Genomic DNA, 16,994 nt, shown 5'->3' with positions numbered 1-16,994 from the left:
CGCAGGGGTCGTTAGTTGCGGCCGTTCTCGTCCATGGCGAGGGAACTCGAGAGCTCGCGATAGGCACCGATCTGCTGCTGCAGAATGGCAATCTTCTGCTCTGCCGTCGCAATGGCGTCAGTACCGGCAAGGAAACGCTGGGGGAGCACGTCCCCAGACGTGAGCGTGATCAGGGCGCGCGCGAGCTTGGCCGGATCACCCCCCTGCTTGCCGTTCTGAGAACGCCAGAAGGCGATCTGCGCCGTCCGCCGCTCATGGTAGTCCTCGACGGAGGGGGCGGCATAGTTGGTCGACTCTTCCGTGAGAAGCTCGGTGCGGAAGAAGCCCGGGTTCACGATCATCGTCTCGATGCCGAACGGCACGACTTCGGTCTGCAGCGCCTCCATCCAGCCGTCGAGGCCGAACTTCGAGGCTGAATAGGCCGTGCAGAACTCGAAACCCATTAGCCCGGCCGTCGAGGAGATCGAAATGACCCTGCCGGACCGCTGCTTGCGCATCGCTGGCAGAAAGGCCCGCGTCACATTCATGGGTCCGACGAGGCTGGTGCTGAGCTGCAGTTGCATCTGTTCGGCGGTCAACTCTTCGAAGTACCCGGCAAAGAAACTCGCCGCATTGTTGACCAGCACGTCGATGCGGCCAAACCGGTCAAACGTGGCCTGGGCAGCGGCTTCGGCGTCGGCCGCGCTCGTCACGTCCAGCTTGACGATAAGGAGGTTCTCGGCGTTTCCCACGGCCCTTGCGACTTTTTCCGTGTTGCGGCCGGTTGCCACCACCTTGTGGCCCGCCGCCAATGCGGCCTTGGCGATATCCAGACCGAGGCCCCGGCCTGCGCCGGTGATGAACCAAACACTCATATTGGGCTCCTGTTCTCTAGGCCGCAGCACGGCCCCGGATTTGGACGCGATGGCCAGCAGGGACTGATCCCCATGTTGATCCATCCGCCGGCGGACTGCGTCACTGCGGAAGGCCGGCGCCTTCGGTGATGATGCGAAATCCTTCGGTCGACCTGGTAAAAAACTGCCGGGCCGCTGTGTATTCCGGCGAGTTGTAGTAGCGCTTGGCGTCAGCAAGGCTCGGGAACTCGGCGATGGCGATCACCGATCTCGAGCTTCCTTCGATGGCAGTGACATTGGGATTGTAGACGATCACGCGGCCGCCATACTTGGTGACGAGCGGCGACGCCGCTTCGATGTACTGCTGAAACACCGCCTGATCCTTGATGTCATAGCTGCCGATCATGTAGGCGCGGGGAGCGACGCCCGTCGCTTGCTGAGCAAAGGCGGCCGGGCTCACGATCATGGTGAGGGCGGCGAGCGCGCCCACGATTACCTTCTTCATATTGTTCTCCTTCAGTGGGCCAGTGGGACGGTAGGCATTGCGCGGAGAGTTGCTCCGGTTGACCGTCTGGCCTTGAGTCAGGAAGTTAGCTCCTTTAGCGACATGCCATTAGGTGGTATAATCTGCATGGGCTTAGAAGTAGGATTGATGAATGCGTCGCGATAGTCTGGATGACTTCCTGACCTTCATCGCCGTCGCCCGCGAGCGCAGTTTCACCAAGGCGGCCGCCATGCTCGGCGTGTCGCAGTCTGCCCTGAGCTATTCGATCCGGACGATGGAAGAGCGCCTCGGCGTTCGGCTGCTGACCCGCACGACCCGCAGCGTCTCGCTAACCGAAGCGGGGGATCGCCTGTTTCGAAGCATCGCTCCCAAGTTAGATGAGATCGCAAGCGAGATTGCCGCCCTCAGCGCCCTGCGCGACAAGCCGGCCGGTACAGTCCGGATCACCACCGTGGAGCATGCCGGCGAGACCATCATCTGGCCCGCCATGGTCGGGCTCATGCGCGACTATCCCGACATCAGGGTCGAGATTATCCACGACTACGGCTTGGCTGACATTGCGGCCGATCGCTTCGATGCGGGTGTACGGCTCGGCGAACAGGTGGATAAGGACATGATCTCGGCGCGCATTGGGCCAGACTTCCGCATGGCGGTTGTGGTAGCGCCTTCATACTTTGTAAGCCGCTCCCGTCCGGTCACGCCTGAAGATCTTGCCGATCATGCATGCATACCCCTGCGACTGCCCACAGGCGGCTTTGCACCGTGGGAGTTTCGCAAGGAGGGGCGGGAATTGAAGGTGCGCGTTCACGGACACGCCGCCTTCAACACCCTCGCGATGATCTGCCAGGCCAGCCTTGAAGGGTTCGGGCTCGCCTATCTGCCCGAGGATCTAGTGACCTACCTACTCGAACAGGGTCGCCTAGTGCGCGTTCTTGAGGACTGGTGCCCCCTTCGGCCGGGATATCACCTGTATTATCCAAGCCGGCGCCAACACTCGCCGGCTTTCGCACTCGCGCTGGAAAGGCTGCGCTACCGCGACTGAGTGCGATTGAAATAAGGATCGCCAGACCTCGACGACCATGGCGCCTATCAAAGCCGCCCAGTACAGGAAGTCCGGAGCGCCCGTTTCCCACCGATCCCAGTCTCCCCAATTTATGAGTTCACTGCCTAGTATCATCTCAGCGTTGCCGCCGCAGCTTGGCTCGGGCCATCGGTGCGAATGGTGCACTGTGGGCGGCCGTGCGTTCGCAGGGCAGCGTTCAAGGCATGGTTCCGGTTTGATGGGGTGTCATGGCAGCCATGTTTTCATTCAGGTGGGCCATGATCCAGATAGAGCCCAGAACCACCAGCGCGACGATCAGCACGCCGAAGGCCAGGGCCAGGATGTTGTTGGTGTTGTCCGGCCCGGTGGTCAGGTGCAGAAAGAAGACAAGATGCACGCCCATCTGCGCAACAGCGAGCACCACCAGGGCCGAGATGACCGCGGGCTGGTAAATCAGATCGGTTCGCGCCGCCAGGAATGACGCGATCGTGAGCAGGATGGCCAGCCCGAAGCCGAGCACATAGCCCGAGAGGCCCCCAGCCGTTTCGTGCTCGCTTATGTGTTCCTCGCCCGGCGCTGAATCGCGGCGGTCCTGCAACTCGCCGGTCTTGCTCTCGAACTCGGTCATGACGATGCTCCCAGCAGATAGACCAGGGTGAAGATGGCAACCCAGATGATGTCGAGGGCGTGCCAGAAGAGCCCGAAGCAGTGGAGCCGCCGCAAGATGTCGGGCCGAAAGCCCTTGACCCACAGCTGCGCCATCATCGTTCCCAGCCAGAGCAGGCCGAGACCGACATGGGCACCGTGGCAGCCAACGAGCGCAAAGAAGGCAGAAAGAAATGCGCTGCGCGAGGGGCCTGCCTGCTCGCCGATCATTGCCGCGAACTCCTGTAGTTCCAGGAACAGGAACGCTGCCCCGAGCAACCCCGTGACGAGAAGCCAGAACTGCGTGGCAGCCATTGATCTGCGACGGGTGGCGAGTGTTGCCACGCCGCCGGTGAAGCTCGAAGTGAGCAGAAGGCCCGTCTGGACCGCAACCCGTGTCGGTTCGAACAGATCCTTGCCTGTCGGTCCGCCGGCGGTTGCCTTGGCGAGCACGGCGTAGGCGGCGAAAAATGCCGAGAACATGATGATGTCGGACAGGAGAAAGATCCAGAAGCCGTAGGTCACCGTGACGAACTTTGAGGCCGGGCCGCCTTCTCCGTGGCCCGTCGCAGAGCGCACCGCATGCCGACCGGTGTGATTAAGCCGATACGGGTCCCGTGCCTGGGTGCCGGCGCTGATGTCGCCGGAGAATGCGTGATCGCTCATGCCGGGCGCTCCCACCCGCGCAGCCGGGCAAACTGGGCTGCCTTGTGGTCATGGTCGATGCGGGCGACCTCGTCGACAGGGATCTCGTAGTCTCCATGATCGCGCCAGGCGAATACGACGAAGGTTGCGTATGCGCCGATGAAACCGACGATCGCCAGCCACCATATATGCCAGATCAGCGCGAAGCCGATCAGTGTGCTGAAGAAGGCGGTGACGAAGCCAGTCGGGCTGTTGCGAGGCATCTCGATCGGCTCATATGCCTTTTCCTCGTCCGAGCTCTGTTCGATCCCTCGTTGCTTGATGCTCCAGTAGGGCTCTTCGTCTTCCACGTGAGGCAGCCGTGCATAATTGAAGACAGGAGGAGGGGAAGATGTCGACCACTCCAGCGAACGCCCGTCCCACGGGTCGCCGGTTTCGTCGCGAAACTTGTCGCGATGCCGGATCGAAACGAAAAGCTGTGTGATCTGCAGCGCCGCGCCGGCGATCATCACCACCACGCCGAGAGCGGCCACCACCAGCCACGGCGCCCAAAGGTCCATATCGATATGTTGCAGGCGCCGCGTCATGCCGAGCAGACCGACGATATAGAGCGGTACGAAGACCAGCATGTAGCCGGCCAAGGTGACCCAAAATGCCGCTTTTCCCCAGCCTTCGTGCAAACGGAAACCGAACGCCTTGGGGAACCAGTAGGTGAAGCCGGCGAATGCTCCAAACAACACGCCCGAGATGATGACGTTATGGAAATGCGCGACGAGGAAAAGCGAATTGTGTAGCACGAAGTCGGCCGGCGGGACGGCAAGCAGGACGCCAGTCATGCCGCCGACGGTGAAGGTGGTCACGAAAGCCAGTGCCCAAAGCATCGGCGTGTCGAAACGAACGCGCCCGCCATACATGGTGAAGAGCCAGTTGTAGATTTTCACACCGGTTCCCACGGCAATGACCGACGTGGCGATGCCGAAGGCGGCATTAACGTCCGCTCCGGCACCCATGGTGAAGAAGTGATGCAGCCAGACCATGAACGAGACGATGCAGATGAACATCGTGGCCGCGACCATCGAACGGTATCCGAACAGCGGCTTCGATGAAAAAGTCGAGAAAATCTCGGAAAAGATTCCGAAGGCGGGAAGCACCAGGATGTATACTTCGGGATGGCCCCACGCCCAGATCAGGTTGACGAACATCATCTGATTTCCACCAGCTTCGTTGGTGAAGAAGTGGAAGCCGAGATACCGGTCCAGCGTCAGCATTGCGAGCGTGGCGGTAAGGATCGGGAAGGCTGCGACAATGAGCAGGTTGGACGCGAGCGAGGTCCAGCAGAACATCGGCATTCGCAGATAGCCCATTCCCGGCGCCCGCATCTTGAGGATGGTCGTCACCAGGTTGACGCCGGTGAGCAGCGTGCCGACGCCGGAGATCTGGATCGCCCACAGATAATAATCGACACCGACGCCCGGCGAGTAGGCGGTTTCCGACAAAGGGGCATAGGGCAGCCAGCCGGTGCGCGCGAACTCGCCGACCACAAGCGAGATGTTGACCAGCAGGGCTCCGGAAGCCGTCAGCCAGAAGCTGACGGAATTGAGCGTCGGAAAAGCGACATCGCGTACGCCAAGCTGCAGCGGCACGACGAAATTCATCAGGCCGATCATGAACGGCATCGCGGCGAAGAAGATCATGATCGTGCCGTGCGCGGAAAAGATCTGGTCGTAATGCTCCGGCGGGAGGTAGCCCGGCCCGTGAATCGCCAGCACCTGTTGTGTGCGCATCATGATAGCATCGATAAAACCACGAAGAAGCATGAGCATCGCCAGCACAATGTACATCACGCCGATGCGCTTGTGGTCGACCGAGCTTATCCACTCGCTCCACAGATATGGCCAGTAGCCCTTCACCGTTATCCAGCCAAGCACGGCGGCTGCTGCCAGAAAGACGCCAAGGGCTGCGCCGAGGGGGATAGGTTGATCGAAAGGAACGGCCGACCAGTCGAGCTTGCCCAGCATCGTCATTCTGCGCCTTGTGGATGATGGGTCATCGTTGCCGCCGCCGCGGGTAATGCCCTTGGGCTCACCTGTGGCTCGCCGCTGGCTGCGCTCTCAGCAGGCCCCGGACCCGGTGGGAGCGTCTGCTGAACGACCGCTTCGAACAGCCCAGGCTGGACATGACCGAAGGAAGCCGGCGCCACATTTGTGCTTTGCCGGGCGAGTTCGCGATAGGCGTTGGCGTTGAGCACGCCGCCCCCGCCACGCAGCGATGACGCCCAGCGGGTGAAGGCATCGGCTGAAACCGCGCTCACACTGAAATTCATATCCGAGAAGCCGTCGCCGCTGAAGTGCGCCGACTGGCCGAAAAAGCTGCCCTCGCGGTCGGCCTGCAGATGCAATTCGGTCTGCATGCCGTTCATGACGTAGACCATGCTGCCAAGCTGGGGCACGAAGAACGTGTTCATCACGCTGGCCGAGGTCAACTTGAAACGCACTGGAACACCGGCGGGGATAACCAGTTGATTGACAGCGCCCACGCCCTGCTCGGGATAGAGGAACAGCCATTTCCAGTCGAGCGCCACCACCTGAATGTCGAGCGGCGGCTGGCTAGAAGGGATCGGTTTGCGCGGATCGAGCTGATACGATCCGTAGTAGATCAGACCGCCAATGAACAGGATGGTGAGCGTCGGGATCGACCAGACGATCAACTCCACGCGTCCCGAATAGGTGAACTCCGGGTTATAGCGGGCGTTGCTGTTCGAGGCGCGGAACTTCCAGGCGAATGCCAGAAGTGCAACAAGCGTGGGAACAACGATCACCAGCATCACCGCCAGCGAGTTCAAAAGGATCGTGCGATTGCCGACGCCAATTGGTCCTTGGGGATCGAGCACTCCCCCCGCGCAACCGGGCAAGAATGCGCCTCCGAGGATCCAGAGCAGTTGGCGTGTCAACTTAGGGCTGGATGGCAACAACACCGGCTCTGCAATCTCTCTTTGCGGGAACGCGTGCTAGGGGCATGCGTTCATCGGGTTTCCATCTGAGCCTCCCCATGGCGCGGAACCTCGCGGCACTTCGCAGGGTGTCGCCCCCTGAGCGAGTGCCCCAACTGTCGCCGGCCGGGTTTGTTCCGCTGGACCGAGTTACTCTGTCCGATGGTCCCGCGTTGGCCAATCCGACCATAACTTCAGAACGATGGCGGCTCGATTGGCCTAGCTATCGGCGACGCTGGCTCGCGCACGAATTTCAATTTCGGCGGGACGGCGAATACCCTGAATCGCTCAGCCAGGTTATCGAGAGCCTGCCGCATGCCCACTCCCGCAGCAGCCGCACCGTGTCCACTGATGACCATCTGGGGACCCAAGGCAGCCAGATGCTTCACGGACCTTTCCGCTGCATCCCAGTCTGGCGTGAAATAGCGCGGCGGACCGTGCATCTCGAGATCCTGAATGGCGACTTCATAGACCGACTCCTGACCGGTGGTGATGAAAGCGTCTCCTACAATGAGCGAGCGGTCTTGCTCGCGCCAGAGCGAGATATGCCCAGGGGCATGTCCGGGTGTGTGCAGCCATTGCCATCCGGGCATTCCGGGGATCGATCCATCGGCGGGCAAGGGTTGCAAACGGCTGCCAAGATCGATTGGCCCGCGTGGAAAAAGCGGTGAAAGCAGCGCCATCAGTCCACCCCCAACCCAGGGATCCGGTGGCGGATAGGATGTGGTTCCGTCCAAATAGGGGTGCTCGAGTGGATGGGCGAAGACAGGCACGTCCCAGCCATTTGCGAGTTCTAGAACCGTTCCCACATGGTCGAAATGGCCATGGGTCAGGATGATTGCAGCCGGCCGTGCGTTAACGCCGAACCGCTTTTCCGCGACCGCTAGAATGCTGCTGCGAGACGTCGGCAACCCGGTATCGATCAGCACCCAGTTCCGATCTCCGCTGCCCGGTGCGCCGAAGAACACGACATTGACGATTGCTAGCCGCAAGTAACCCAGGTCCGGTGCGATGCTCCAAGCGCCGTCGCCACGATCCTCGCGCCTGGCGTGGTCGATCTCGGAAAGTCGAATCTGAACGGTCATGTGATCCCATGCCTCTGTTGTTGCCGAGCAGCCGCTCGAGTGGATGACGGCGGCTGTACATCGCCCCGAACTTGGGACGGGCCTCCTTGTTCCTCATTTGCACGCGGCGCCCGGACAGTTCACCACCGGAACAAAGGCTCTACCAATGGGTTCGGCACTACCCGGCCACGCAAGGACGAGCTGGACTGAGCAACGAACATGGGGCGCGCCCGACTGAATTCGGTATTTCGCCAACGCGGTTCCCGGTCCGGACAAGGCGGCCGAGTTCGAAGCCGATTGCCCAAAGGAGACTTCGAAAAATGAGCGAAGTGGGACGCCAGACGGAGGCCTCGGTTCCGGAAGCTTCGCGCTTCGCCAGTTTTTTCATGGCAGGCTTTGAATGCTCCTCGCACCGGCGCAAGGACGGCGTTCGCCTCGATCTTATTCGTGCGACCTCGCATAATTTGCATGCCCTGGGCGACTACCGCGGCTGCGCCGAACTCGGCCTTCGCACCATCCGCGACGGCCTGCGTTGGCATTTGATCGAAACCGCTCCCGGAACCTATGACTGGTCAAGTTGGGCGCCAATGGTCGAGGCAGCCCGATCGGCAGGTGTTCAGGTAATCTGGGACATCTTTCACTACGGATCTCCGGACCATGTCGATCAGGGCTCGCTGCATTTCATCGACGCCTATGCCTCGTTCGCGGCGGAAGCCGTCAAGGTACACCGTTCGATCACCGGAACATCGCCTCTGTTGTGTCCCATCAACGAAATCTCCTTTTTCGCATGGGCTGTCGAGGTCGGCTATTTCCCGCGCGTGGGGCCGAACAAACGTGGATGGTTCAAGCGGCACCTCGTCAAGGCCGCCATCGCGGGTGTTCGTGCAATGCGGGAGATCGATCCCGCCTGCAGATTTGTCTGGGCCGAGCCGCTTATCCATATCGCCCCTCGTGACCGGACCCGCAGCGAACGGCGCCGGGCCGAAAACGCCCGACAGGGACAGTTCGAAGCTTACGACATGTTGCTGGGCCGCGTCGAACCTGAGTTGGGCGGGAGCGAAGATGTTGTCGATGTCGTGGGCTTGAATTTTTACCCGCACAATCAATGGTACGTAAACGGGCCGACGATTCCGATGGGACACCACGAGTACCGCGCCCTGTCGGAAATGTTGCTAGAAGTTGCTCACCGGTACGGCAAGCCGATGTTCATTGCGGAGACCGGCTCCGAGGGATCCGGCGGGCCGGCTTGGCTCCACTATGTCTGCGACGAGGTGCGTTCCGCAATCAGTCTCGGAGCGCCGATCGAGGGTATTTGCCTGTACCCGATAACGGCCTACCCGGGCTGGGACAATTCGCGACATGCCGAGGTTGGTTTGTTTTCCGTCATCCAGGCTGATGGCAGGCGACACCTGCGCAAACCCACAGCAGATGAACTGGCCCGTCAGCAAGCTCTTCTCGTGGCGGACACGACGCCTTGAAGGGGCCTCAAACGGGGGAGGGGCGGGCGGGCGTCTGTTTCGAAACGCCGCCCGCGCCGGTGCGGTGCATCAGCTTTTTGCAGTCGCCCCGGCCTCGCGCAACCTGGCATACCGCATGGTAACGTCGCTCAGATTTTCCTTGAGCCAGTTGGCCATGGCTTCCTCTTCGTTCAGGTTCTGCTTGAGGGCCCTTTCAGCATCCTGGAAGCCCCCGGCGTCGGCCAGTACCAGCAGCGAATTGTAGGCAGCAATCTCGTAGTTCTCGAATGCGAAATTCGCCAGGCTGTTCTTGATGATCTCGTCGCCGGCCATCGAATGTCCAATGGCGGCCACGCTGCCAACCATCGACAAGGCGGTGTCCTTGAGGGTGGAGTGCTCCTCGCCAAGGCCCTCCAGGACGGACTCGAGTCTCGTGATCTGGCCTTCGGTTTCCTGAATGTGCCGGCGCAAGCGATCGGCCACCTCCGGATAGTTCTCTATACGCTCGACCTGAGGCTTCATGATCGACAGCGCTTGATTTTCCATGGCGTGCGCGTTGCGCAAGCCGACGATAAATATCTCACGGCTTTCCGAGTTGAAGTTTGTATCCATCGAGTTTCTCCTTCTGATACCCGCCCGATCTTCCGTCTTGAAAGAAACTATCTTCTCGGCTCGGCCAACAACGGCTCGTCCGTGCGCGCCCAGGCCGGGAGGCTTTTTTGGATGCGCGAGAAAGTGGCCAGAGCCTGTCCGACTACCTGGTCCATGTTGTAATAGCGGTAAGTTGCAAGCCGACCGACAAACCAGACGTCTGGGCAGCTTGCCGCGAGCGCTTCATAGCGCTTGTAGAGCACTTCGTTTTCGGGCCGGGGCACGGGATAGTACGGGTCCCCGATGTCCGTGGGGTATTCGTAGGTCAGGCTGGTCCGCGAACTCTGCTGGCCGGTCAGATGTTTGTACTCGGTAATGCGCGTGTAATCTTCCGTCTGGGGATAATTGACCACGGCAACCGGCTGAAATTGCTCGCAATCCAGTGTAACGTGCTCGAAACGAAGCGAACGGTACGGAAGGTGCCCGAGCTGCCAGCCGAAATATTCATCGATCGGGCCGGTATAAACCATGCGCCTGAACGGTATCTTCTCACGAATTTCACGGAAGTCGGTCTGCAGCATGATCTTGATGTTCGGATGATCGAGCATGCGTTCGAACATCCGCGTGTACCCGCCGGCCGGCATTTTCTGGAAGCTGTCGCTGAAATAGCGGTCGTCACGGTTGGTCCTGGTCGGCACTCGTGCCGTCACGGATTTGCTCAGCTGACTGGGATCGACGCCCCATTGCTTTCTTGTGTAGCCGCGGAAGAATTTTTCATAGAGCTCGCGCCCCACGGTGCTGACGACGACGTCCTCAGCCGTTCGGACATCCTCCACCGTTTCGCGTCGCGACGCGAAGAAATCCTCCAGCTGTGCCGAGGTCAGGTCTAGCCCGTAAAGCCGGTTGATGGTGTCGAGATTGATCGGGATGGGAACCAGTTGCCCGTCCACGGCCGCCAACACCCTGTGCTCGTACGGCCGCCATTGCGTGAACTGCGAAAGGTGGTCCACGATCGTTTGGCTGTTGGTGTGGAAGATGTGCGGGCCGTAGCGATGGATGAGGATGCCGGCTTCATTGTAGCAGTCGTAGGCGTTGCCTCCCACATGGCTGCGGCGATCGATCAGCAAAACGCTTTCCTGACGCTGCGACGCTATCCGTTCGGCAAGCACACTGCCGGCGAAACCCGCGCCGACGATCAGCCAATCGAACATGGCTATGCACTCCTGCGAAGGGGCACGACCTTCTTGCGTTGGTAGGCGCGCTCAATGTGAGCTGCCATGGCATTCCATGTCCGTTCCCAGGACATGTCCGCAAGGTAGGCATCGACTTGCTGCAGGAGCATCTGACGCGGTCGCGAAAGAACGGAGCGCAACTTGATTTCCAGATCGTCACAGTCGGCGATTTCCACCAGCCCGGCAGCACCGTAACTGCGCACCACGTCGACGATTGCCGTCGAGATCACCGGCAGACCCGCGGCGAGGAATTCCGGCGTCTTGGTCGGGCTGATGAAACGCGTCGCCTCGTTGAGGGCAAACGGCATCCATCCGGCGTCCCAATGGCGCAAATAGTCGGGCAGATCGCAGTAGGCTTTCGGGCCAAGCCAATGCAGGTTTTCGGCTTGCGGCAGGCTTGCAGGGTCGATCTTGACGACCGGACCGAGCATGACGAAATGCACGTCCGGCATTGTCTTTGCCGCTAGCGCCACGAGATTGACGTCCAGCCGCTCGTCGATGACGCCGAAATATCCAACCCTCGGGGAAGGAATGCCGGCCTGGTCGGCTGGGTCCCTTCCTGGCCGTCTTGCGGTGTGAAAGTGCCTCACATCGATGCTGCTCGGAAATGGAAAGATGGCGGGATGGAGGTGACGCTTGGTCTCGAACAAGCTTAGACCACCGGTGAAAACCAGATCCGCGCGGCGCAGAAGCGCCTTTTCCATCTGGCCCAGCTCGGGGGGCGCATTCTTGAACGCAGAGAGTTCGTCCATGCAGTCATAGACGCATATGTCTGGGTCGAGGAATTCCGTGAAGCGAAGAGCCATTGGGGTGTAGTACCAGGCGATCAGCCGGCTATGCGGCATAGAAGCGATGGTCTGCTGCACAAATCTCCGCTGGACGGCATCTGCTTTCGCGGCCGACGTGCCGAGCGGCAGCACTGGTGTGACAATTAGAATGTTTTCCGATGCCACGCTCGTCCGCATCAGCGGCTGCGGCAATTCTTCGAAAAGGGGTTCTTCAAAGTAGACCACTCGCTGCTGAGCGGATGCGAGAGTGAGGAGATGCTGCGGACGCTGGTGAACAAAATTCCATCGTAAGTGGGAGAAGCAGACCAGTATATTTTCGCGACGAACATATTGACTGCCGGTTACCCCGCCAAAGGCCGCATCCATTGACATACTCCCTCTGTGACACTATTTATGTTACGATTAACATTTGTTAATCGCGAATGGAGAGAACTACTTAGTTCCAGCTCCTAACTTTCGATCAGGTGAGTTGTTCCAACTGAAATGAAGAAGGCCCGGTCGCCCGCTTGTTCCACGCACGAAGCGGGATCTGGTTGCGGAGGCGAGGGCGGCTGTCGGAACCCGGCCGCCACTGAAACCGTGGTTCAACGAGGAATGCTGGTGGACAGCGGCATTGCCGTATTTGCGTTGAACTCGTTGGCTATAGAATGTGCCTAACATCAATGATTCGCCTGTATCTCTGCGCGTCTCCGACTGCCGAGGCGAATTCCGGGGCTGACATGAACATCAACTTTGAAACCAACGTTTTTCCACTGTTTCATCCGCAAAGCGTGGATGATCTCAAGGACCCGTGTCCTGTCTTCGATGGCCGCGTCTGGCACGTCTTCGGGTCAAGCGGCACGGTCACCACTGAGACGTGGAGAATCTTGCATGCCACGGCGCCCGATCTGTATGGACCGTGGGCCGAGCATGAGCCGATCGAACTTCCAATCAACGGCACTGGTGTTGCGGCTCCCGGTGTGACCCACGAGTGCGGCGTCTTCCACATGTTCATCCAGACGGAATTCATGAAGTCGGGTGGCCGTTGCGAGCATGCGGTTTCCAACGACGGGTTCCATTGGGTAGTCCTCAGTCCGGCCATTCTGGCCATCCCGGACACGGAAGAGGACGGAATTTACGATCCGCATCCGGCGGTCATTGGCGGTGGGCGCTACCTCGTTTATTCGGCTATGCCAAAATTCACCAGGGTGCCTCAGCCCGACATCTATCTGGCGCGTAGCCAGTCCGACTCGTGGTTCGGTCCGTGGAAGCGGATCGGCAAAATCCTCGACCACAACGATGTTCCCCACCATAACACCAGAGATGATCCCGACTACGAATGGGGCATTGAGGGCGCGCAACTGATCGAATTGCCGGACGGCCGGGTGCTTCTCAATGCCACGTGCTTTCTTCCGGACGGCCTTCGGGGAAACCGGCAACGGGTGTTTTTTGCCATAGCCGACGAGGTCAGCGGACCTTACGTTTCGATCGGCCCGGTGCTGGAGCCAGGTCAACCGGGCGAGAACGGCCACTCGACAGTGATGATCGAAGGAAGTCAGCTTTCGCTGTTCTACCAGAGCCGGGTTGCCACAACCGATCACCGATGGCGCTACGGTTTGGCCAGATGCGACGTCGCTCTCTTTTCAAAGGTCGCGTGATTCCAGGCTGCCATTAGCGCCTTCAGGCTGCCATTAGCGCCTTGAGGCGGATGCGCGTCATGCGGCCATGAAACTCCTGAGGGTGAAGGTGATCCGCGTCGGGGACGGCAAGTAAAGTGTCATCCGACGCAGCAGGAGAAACGACATGGCCGATGCGGATCGACGATTGCCGCGATCGCAATGAGCTCATAGCTATTTCTTCGGTGCCTTGACAGGGAATGTCGCGTCGCCGTCTTTTTTGCCAGAGATCACCCGCGGATCGGCGCTGGCGACGCCGTCGTTTCCGCCGCCCTTGTGGTCCTTTTCCGACTGACCCTTTGCGTCCTGCTCGGGTGTCCGTTTTGATGTTCGAAGCGTCTTGTCCGCCATCGCGTTTGCCATCCAAACTTCCGGCAATTTCGAAAGTTCCACCGCTTTAGCAAGCCGAAGGACCCAGTGAGTTGGAACGTCGTGGCGGGACGTGAGTTGTAAGCGAGGATATTCACCCGCAGGAGGACGCTTATGGCTAACCGCCGAGAGCAGCAGACGGACCTCACGCCCGCCGAGGCAACAGACCGCATCTGGGAACTCGCCGAGGACATCGACGTCTGCATGTTTGTGACCTGGGACGGCGAGTACAATCGAGCCCGTCCGCTATCTGCGCGTGTGGTCCGTGAAGAAAACGCCATATACTTCCTCGTCAATGACGACAGCGCCAAGAGCAAGCAGCTGTCGACCTATCCAAAGGTCACATTGGCCTGGAGTGACAACAGCCACTGCAAATACGTCACCATGTCAGGCCCGGCCACAGTGACAAATGATAGGGAAAAGATCGCCGAGCTCTGGGAGAAAACTGACTCAGCCTGGTGGGATAATGCCGATGATCCCGAGATTCGTCTGATAACGGTCAAACCCGACGAAGGCGAATTGTGGGACAGCCCGGGGCTAATGATGGCTACCGCAACGATGGTGTTTGCGGCCGTTACCGGCGCCAAGCCGAATGTGGGCGACAACGCAAAGGTCGAGCTCTGAGCGAGCGGCTAACCTCTGCTTTCCGGCCGCGTATCCATGCAAGGTTTGTTTGACCCTGCGGAACGGAGCGCTTCTGGTGCATGTTGACTAAAACGTGTTCGATATTTTCCGCAGAGGCAGCGTCGATGAGCATTTTGGAAACCAGCAAGAAAGTGATCGAGAACGTCACCGGTTTCGCAAGACCGCGCAAGGAAGCTGTCGCCGGATTTGTGAGGCAGCGAAAGTCGAATGAGTTCTGGTTCAAGGATGATGGACTTGTACCCAATCATCCAGCATGGCCGCTCGTCGTTTATCGCGGCGCCGTCGAATTGCCCGAAGGACTTGATCCAGCAGCCGTCATGGAGGTGCTTTTCGATGCAAACGGATGGGGCGATAGCTGGCGAAACGGCATCTATGATTACGTTCACTATCATTCGCAAATACACGAGGTTCTGGGCATTGCCCGCGGAAATGCTGAAGTCCGGTTTGGCGGCAAGAAAGGACGAACGCTGTCGCTGAAGGCTGGCGACGTCGCGGTCCTCCCGGCAGGCACCGGGCACCAATGCCTCTCGGCATCCGATGATTTTTTGGTTGTCGGCGCGTATCCTCCATTTGGGACTTATGACGAATGTAGGAGCAAGGATCAGCATAGCGATGCGCTCGCAACCATCCCCAAGGTGGGGCGTCCGCGCAAGGATCCTGCATATGGTAGCCAAGGTCCGCTTCTGAAAAGTTGGAAGCGTTAATTTAGTCGTCGGGGTCGAAAGCCTTGGCAACTGCATCTTTCTCAGCCTGCGGCAGGACTGTCATTGTGAGAATGAACGCTGACAGCAGGAGACAAACGCCATTCGTGATTATGATCGGCCACTCTGCCTTCATGATGCCGAAGGCCAGCCACAAGGCGAACCCCAACACAGTGATGGCATACGTCGGTGCGGAGATGCCGCTTGTCTCTCGTGTCCTGATGATTTTCCAGGCTTGCGGCGTGAAACTGCTCATCGAGCAGACGGTCGCGAGATAGCCGATGAGCGTGACTGTCTGCATGGAAGCGGCCTGCCCTACGTCGCAGATACGCGCTTAAGATCAGATACGCGGACCACGCCGTGCTGGCTGACAAAGGTCAGGGTGGAGTCCGTGCTCTGGCTCTGCGAAACACCGGATATGCGATGGTCGCCTGTGTCATAAATCTCCATCTTTCCATGATCGTCGATGACCAGCCGGCTTCGCTCAGGAAACGCTGCGTAGCGCATATTGTTTTGAGAACCAGCGGCAGACGGGCTCCCAAACTCCTCAGGCCACCATGAGCCGGCGTGGGCCATAGCTGCAGAACGATAGCTCGTGTCGTCGCGTTGTGGCTTGGCGGGATGATCGCGCAGGTAGGCCGAGAGCTCCGCCGCGATAGTGTTGAGCTTCGCCTTGAGGCTGTCATCAAACATGTCGCCGACCATCGTCATGCCGGAGGACCATTGTGACATTCCTCCGAAGTCGACGTGGCTGAACTGGGCCATGGTTCCACCACCACGCCGCAACGCCTCAAGGACAGCCATGACAGCGCCATCAGTGACGCCTTGCTGGCGTGCAAGGCGCGCAATCAGTTCAGCTTCCTTTTGAGTGTTTGTCATCATTGCGTCCTTTGAATCGCTTGGCGCCGGCAGTCCTCATTGTTGACGATAGACATGCGCGGCCAAATGTAATCACGAAGGAGCGCCACCAGGTTCTTCAGGCTCCTTGCCGAGGAAGCTCAATCAAGTTCTATCCAGGCTGGCGCATGATCGCTCGGCTTGTCCCATGCACGCGTTTCGGCATCTACTCCGGCATTCTTCAGGCGATCCAATAGGGATGAACTCAGCAAGAGATGGTCCATCCGGAGCCCGGAACTCCGATCGTACCCGCCGCGGTAGGAGAAGTTCCAATAGGTGTAAATTCCTTTTTCTGGATGAATGCGACGAACCGCATCGAACCAGCCCTGAGCAAGCATTTCGGCGTATGCGCTCCGGCTCTCGGGGTAGTAAACGGCATCGCCAACCCAGCGCCCCGGCACCGCCGCGTCGATCGGGCCTGGAACGACGTTATAGTCGCCGCACAGGATTGTCGGTGAGCTGTCGCCGAGCAGCACCTGGCCATAGGTGATCAAGCTTCGGAACCAGCGAAGTTTGTAGTCGAACTTCGGCCCCGGCGCTGGATTGCCATTGGGCAAATACAGGCAGCCGACAACAAGCCCATTCACATCTGCCTCGATGTAGCGGCTGTGCGAATCGTCGGGATCGCCCGGCAGACCTCGACGACGTTCCAGCGGCTCAATCCCGCGAGCGAGGATTGCCACGCCATTGTAGGACTTCTGTCCGTGCCAGATTGCGCCATAGCCGGCGTTTCTAATCGCGTCGACGGGAAATTTTTCGTCAGAGGTCTTCAGTTCTTGAAGGCAGACGATGTCATAGCCGGTTTCGCCAAGCCACTTGAGAAGCACTGGCAGTCGGCCGTTGACGCCATTGACGTTGAAGGTTGCGATGCGGGTCATCTCGACGATTTAACGTCTTTGCGCCGCTTCGATGCGACATAGAGTCGGTAGCCAAATC

Annotated in this window: 19 protein-coding genes; 5 read left to right on the top strand and 14 right to left on the bottom strand. The window is 59.5% G+C overall.

The features are described 5' to 3' along the window. Positions 1 to 11: 11 nt before the first annotated feature. Positions 12 to 854, bottom strand: coding sequence for an SDR family oxidoreductase (locus NKI46_RS14325; RefSeq protein WP_023752166.1), 843 nt, complete (start codon positions 852 to 854; stop codon positions 12 to 14). Between the two features lie 100 nt (positions 855 to 954). Next, complete coding sequence (locus NKI46_RS14320) at positions 955 to 1,338, bottom strand: DUF1330 domain-containing protein (RefSeq protein ID WP_023748057.1); 384 nt, start codon at positions 1,336 to 1,338, stop codon at positions 955 to 957. A gap of 151 nt (positions 1,339 to 1,489) precedes the next feature. Between NKI46_RS14320 and NKI46_RS14315 the strand changes: the two genes are divergently transcribed. Then, positions 1,490 to 2,380 (top strand): LysR family transcriptional regulator, encoded by an 891-nt coding sequence (locus NKI46_RS14315; protein ID WP_023752165.1) that lies wholly within the window; start codon positions 1,490 to 1,492, stop codon positions 2,378 to 2,380. 217 nt (positions 2,381 to 2,597) lie between these two features. On the opposite strand, the gene cyoD is transcribed toward NKI46_RS14315, so the two are convergent. The 5 genes from cyoD to NKI46_RS14290 all read right to left on the bottom strand — a co-directional run bounded on the left by cyoD (position 2,598) and on the right by NKI46_RS14290 (position 7,744). Continuing rightward, on the bottom strand, positions 2,598 to 3,008 hold the full coding sequence (cyoD, locus tag NKI46_RS14310) for a cytochrome o ubiquinol oxidase subunit IV (protein WP_023687822.1): 411 nt from the start codon (positions 3,006 to 3,008) through the stop codon (positions 2,598 to 2,600). Next, positions 3,005 to 3,691 (bottom strand): cytochrome (ubi)quinol oxidase subunit III, encoded by a 687-nt coding sequence (locus NKI46_RS14305; protein WP_023681134.1) that lies wholly within the window; start codon positions 3,689 to 3,691, stop codon positions 3,005 to 3,007. The genes cyoD and NKI46_RS14305 overlap by 4 nt, the downstream gene beginning before the upstream one ends. Further along, the gene (gene cyoB / locus NKI46_RS14300) at positions 3,688 to 5,688 is read right to left on the bottom strand and encodes a cytochrome o ubiquinol oxidase subunit I (protein ID WP_352459582.1); all 2,001 of its coding nucleotides are present in this window, start codon (positions 5,686 to 5,688) and stop codon (positions 3,688 to 3,690) included. The genes NKI46_RS14305 and cyoB overlap by 4 nt, the downstream gene beginning before the upstream one ends. A 2-nt stretch (positions 5,689 to 5,690) precedes the next feature. Then, entirely contained in the window at positions 5,691 to 6,656 is a 966-nt protein-coding gene (gene cyoA, locus NKI46_RS14295) for a ubiquinol oxidase subunit II (RefSeq protein ID WP_084627195.1), read from the bottom strand. Positions 6,657 to 6,853: 197 nt separating this feature from the next. Continuing rightward, positions 6,854 to 7,744 (bottom strand): MBL fold metallo-hydrolase, encoded by an 891-nt coding sequence (locus NKI46_RS14290; protein WP_023668030.1) that lies wholly within the window; start codon positions 7,742 to 7,744, stop codon positions 6,854 to 6,856. A 299-nt stretch (positions 7,745 to 8,043) separates the two neighbouring features. Here NKI46_RS14290 and NKI46_RS14285 point away from each other — a divergent pair, with 299 nt between their 5' ends. Beyond that, positions 8,044 to 9,201 (top strand): hypothetical protein, encoded by a 1,158-nt coding sequence (locus NKI46_RS14285; RefSeq protein WP_023691420.1) that lies wholly within the window; start codon positions 8,044 to 8,046, stop codon positions 9,199 to 9,201. Between the two features lie 69 nt (positions 9,202 to 9,270). Here the strand turns inward: NKI46_RS14285 and NKI46_RS14280 are convergent, their stop codons facing one another. The 3 genes from NKI46_RS14280 to NKI46_RS14270 are packed head-to-tail and all read right to left on the bottom strand — an operon-like array spanning position 9,271 to position 12,157. Then, on the bottom strand, positions 9,271 to 9,792 hold the full coding sequence (locus NKI46_RS14280) for a ferritin-like domain-containing protein (RefSeq protein ID WP_023687824.1): 522 nt from the start codon (positions 9,790 to 9,792) through the stop codon (positions 9,271 to 9,273). Positions 9,793 to 9,839: 47 nt separating this feature from the next. Next, positions 9,840 to 10,982, bottom strand: coding sequence for a UDP-galactopyranose mutase (gene glf / locus NKI46_RS14275; protein WP_023668033.1), 1,143 nt, complete (start codon positions 10,980 to 10,982; stop codon positions 9,840 to 9,842). Between the two features lie 2 nt (positions 10,983 to 10,984). After that, the gene (locus NKI46_RS14270; RefSeq protein WP_023681141.1) at positions 10,985 to 12,157 is read right to left on the bottom strand and encodes a glycosyltransferase family protein; all 1,173 of its coding nucleotides are present in this window, start codon (positions 12,155 to 12,157) and stop codon (positions 10,985 to 10,987) included. Between the two features lie 353 nt (positions 12,158 to 12,510). Between NKI46_RS14270 and NKI46_RS14265 the strand changes: the two genes are divergently transcribed. Then, a complete protein-coding gene (locus NKI46_RS14265; protein WP_023681142.1) occupies positions 12,511 to 13,428 on the top strand; it encodes a glycoside hydrolase family protein in 918 nt (305 codons plus the stop codon). A 192-nt stretch (positions 13,429 to 13,620) separates the two neighbouring features. On the opposite strand, the gene NKI46_RS14260 is transcribed toward NKI46_RS14265, so the two are convergent. Then, complete coding sequence (locus tag NKI46_RS14260; protein ID WP_023681143.1) at positions 13,621 to 13,809, bottom strand: hypothetical protein; 189 nt, start codon at positions 13,807 to 13,809, stop codon at positions 13,621 to 13,623. A gap of 120 nt (positions 13,810 to 13,929) precedes the next feature. Here NKI46_RS14260 and NKI46_RS14255 point away from each other — a divergent pair, with 120 nt between their 5' ends. Together NKI46_RS14255 and NKI46_RS14250 are read left to right on the top strand one after the other, a co-directional pair. Then, a complete protein-coding gene (locus NKI46_RS14255) occupies positions 13,930 to 14,439 on the top strand; it encodes a pyridoxamine 5'-phosphate oxidase family protein (RefSeq protein WP_352746683.1) in 510 nt (169 codons plus the stop codon). Between the two features lie 125 nt (positions 14,440 to 14,564). Next, complete coding sequence (locus NKI46_RS14250) at positions 14,565 to 15,164, top strand: cupin (protein WP_023681145.1); 600 nt, start codon at positions 14,565 to 14,567, stop codon at positions 15,162 to 15,164. Position 15,165: 1 nt separating this feature from the next. On the opposite strand, the gene NKI46_RS14245 is transcribed toward NKI46_RS14250, so the two are convergent. The 3 genes from NKI46_RS14245 to xth all read right to left on the bottom strand — a co-directional run bounded on the left by NKI46_RS14245 (position 15,166) and on the right by xth (position 16,936). After that, a complete protein-coding gene (locus NKI46_RS14245) occupies positions 15,166 to 15,462 on the bottom strand; it encodes a SemiSWEET family sugar transporter (protein WP_023681146.1) in 297 nt (98 codons plus the stop codon). Positions 15,463 to 15,476: 14 nt separating this feature from the next. Next, the gene (locus NKI46_RS14240) at positions 15,477 to 16,040 is read right to left on the bottom strand and encodes a hypothetical protein (protein ID WP_033000226.1); all 564 of its coding nucleotides are present in this window, start codon (positions 16,038 to 16,040) and stop codon (positions 15,477 to 15,479) included. 119 nt (positions 16,041 to 16,159) lie between these two features. After that, positions 16,160 to 16,936, bottom strand: coding sequence for an exodeoxyribonuclease III (gene xth / locus NKI46_RS14235; protein ID WP_352746679.1), 777 nt, complete (start codon positions 16,934 to 16,936; stop codon positions 16,160 to 16,162). Between the last annotated feature and the right edge of the window lie 58 nt (positions 16,937 to 16,994).

The sequence above is a fragment of the Mesorhizobium sp. M0615 genome, assembly GCF_040320805.1.
GTDB lineage: Bacteria > Pseudomonadota > Alphaproteobacteria > Rhizobiales > Rhizobiaceae > Mesorhizobium.
Note: the sequence above shows the minus strand (reverse complement) of the source record. Positions and strands in the feature narration are given on the sequence as shown.

Excerpts from the sequence above, each read along its gene's own strand:
- xth (WP_352746679.1), bottom strand. The coding sequence starts at position 16,936 with ATGACCCGCATCGCAACCTTCAACGTCAATGGCGTCAACGGCCGACTG.
- NKI46_RS14260 (WP_023681143.1), bottom strand. The coding sequence starts at position 13,809 with ATGGCAAACGCGATGGCGGACAAGACGCTTCGAACATCAAAACGGACA.
- NKI46_RS14270 (WP_023681141.1), bottom strand. The coding sequence starts at position 12,157 with ATGGATGCGGCCTTTGGCGGGGTAACCGGCAGTCAATATGTTCGTCGC.
- NKI46_RS14285 (WP_023691420.1), top strand. The coding sequence starts at position 8,044 with ATGAGCGAAGTGGGACGCCAGACGGAGGCCTCGGTTCCGGAAGCTTCG.
- NKI46_RS14325 (WP_023752166.1), bottom strand. The coding sequence starts at position 854 with ATGAGTGTTTGGTTCATCACCGGCGCAGGCCGGGGCCTCGGTCTGGAT.
- cyoD (WP_023687822.1), bottom strand. The coding sequence starts at position 3,008 with ATGACCGAGTTCGAGAGCAAGACCGGCGAGTTGCAGGACCGCCGCGAT.
- NKI46_RS14245 (WP_023681146.1), bottom strand. The coding sequence starts at position 15,462 with ATGCAGACAGTCACGCTCATCGGCTATCTCGCGACCGTCTGCTCGATG.
- NKI46_RS14240 (WP_033000226.1), bottom strand. The coding sequence starts at position 16,040 with ATGACAAACACTCAAAAGGAAGCTGAACTGATTGCGCGCCTTGCACGC.
- NKI46_RS14320 (WP_023748057.1), bottom strand. The coding sequence starts at position 1,338 with ATGAAGAAGGTAATCGTGGGCGCGCTCGCCGCCCTCACCATGATCGTG.
- NKI46_RS14305 (WP_023681134.1), bottom strand. The coding sequence starts at position 3,691 with ATGAGCGATCACGCATTCTCCGGCGACATCAGCGCCGGCACCCAGGCA.
- cyoB (WP_352459582.1), bottom strand. The coding sequence starts at position 5,688 with ATGCTGGGCAAGCTCGACTGGTCGGCCGTTCCTTTCGATCAACCTATC.
- NKI46_RS14265 (WP_023681142.1), top strand. The coding sequence starts at position 12,511 with ATGAACATCAACTTTGAAACCAACGTTTTTCCACTGTTTCATCCGCAA.
- NKI46_RS14250 (WP_023681145.1), top strand. The coding sequence starts at position 14,565 with ATGAGCATTTTGGAAACCAGCAAGAAAGTGATCGAGAACGTCACCGGT.
- NKI46_RS14315 (WP_023752165.1), top strand. The coding sequence starts at position 1,490 with ATGCGTCGCGATAGTCTGGATGACTTCCTGACCTTCATCGCCGTCGCC.
- glf (WP_023668033.1), bottom strand. The coding sequence starts at position 10,982 with ATGTTCGATTGGCTGATCGTCGGCGCGGGTTTCGCCGGCAGTGTGCTT.
- NKI46_RS14280 (WP_023687824.1), bottom strand. The coding sequence starts at position 9,792 with ATGGATACAAACTTCAACTCGGAAAGCCGTGAGATATTTATCGTCGGC.
- NKI46_RS14255 (WP_352746683.1), top strand. The coding sequence starts at position 13,930 with ATGGCTAACCGCCGAGAGCAGCAGACGGACCTCACGCCCGCCGAGGCA.
- NKI46_RS14290 (WP_023668030.1), bottom strand. The coding sequence starts at position 7,744 with ATGACCGTTCAGATTCGACTTTCCGAGATCGACCACGCCAGGCGCGAG.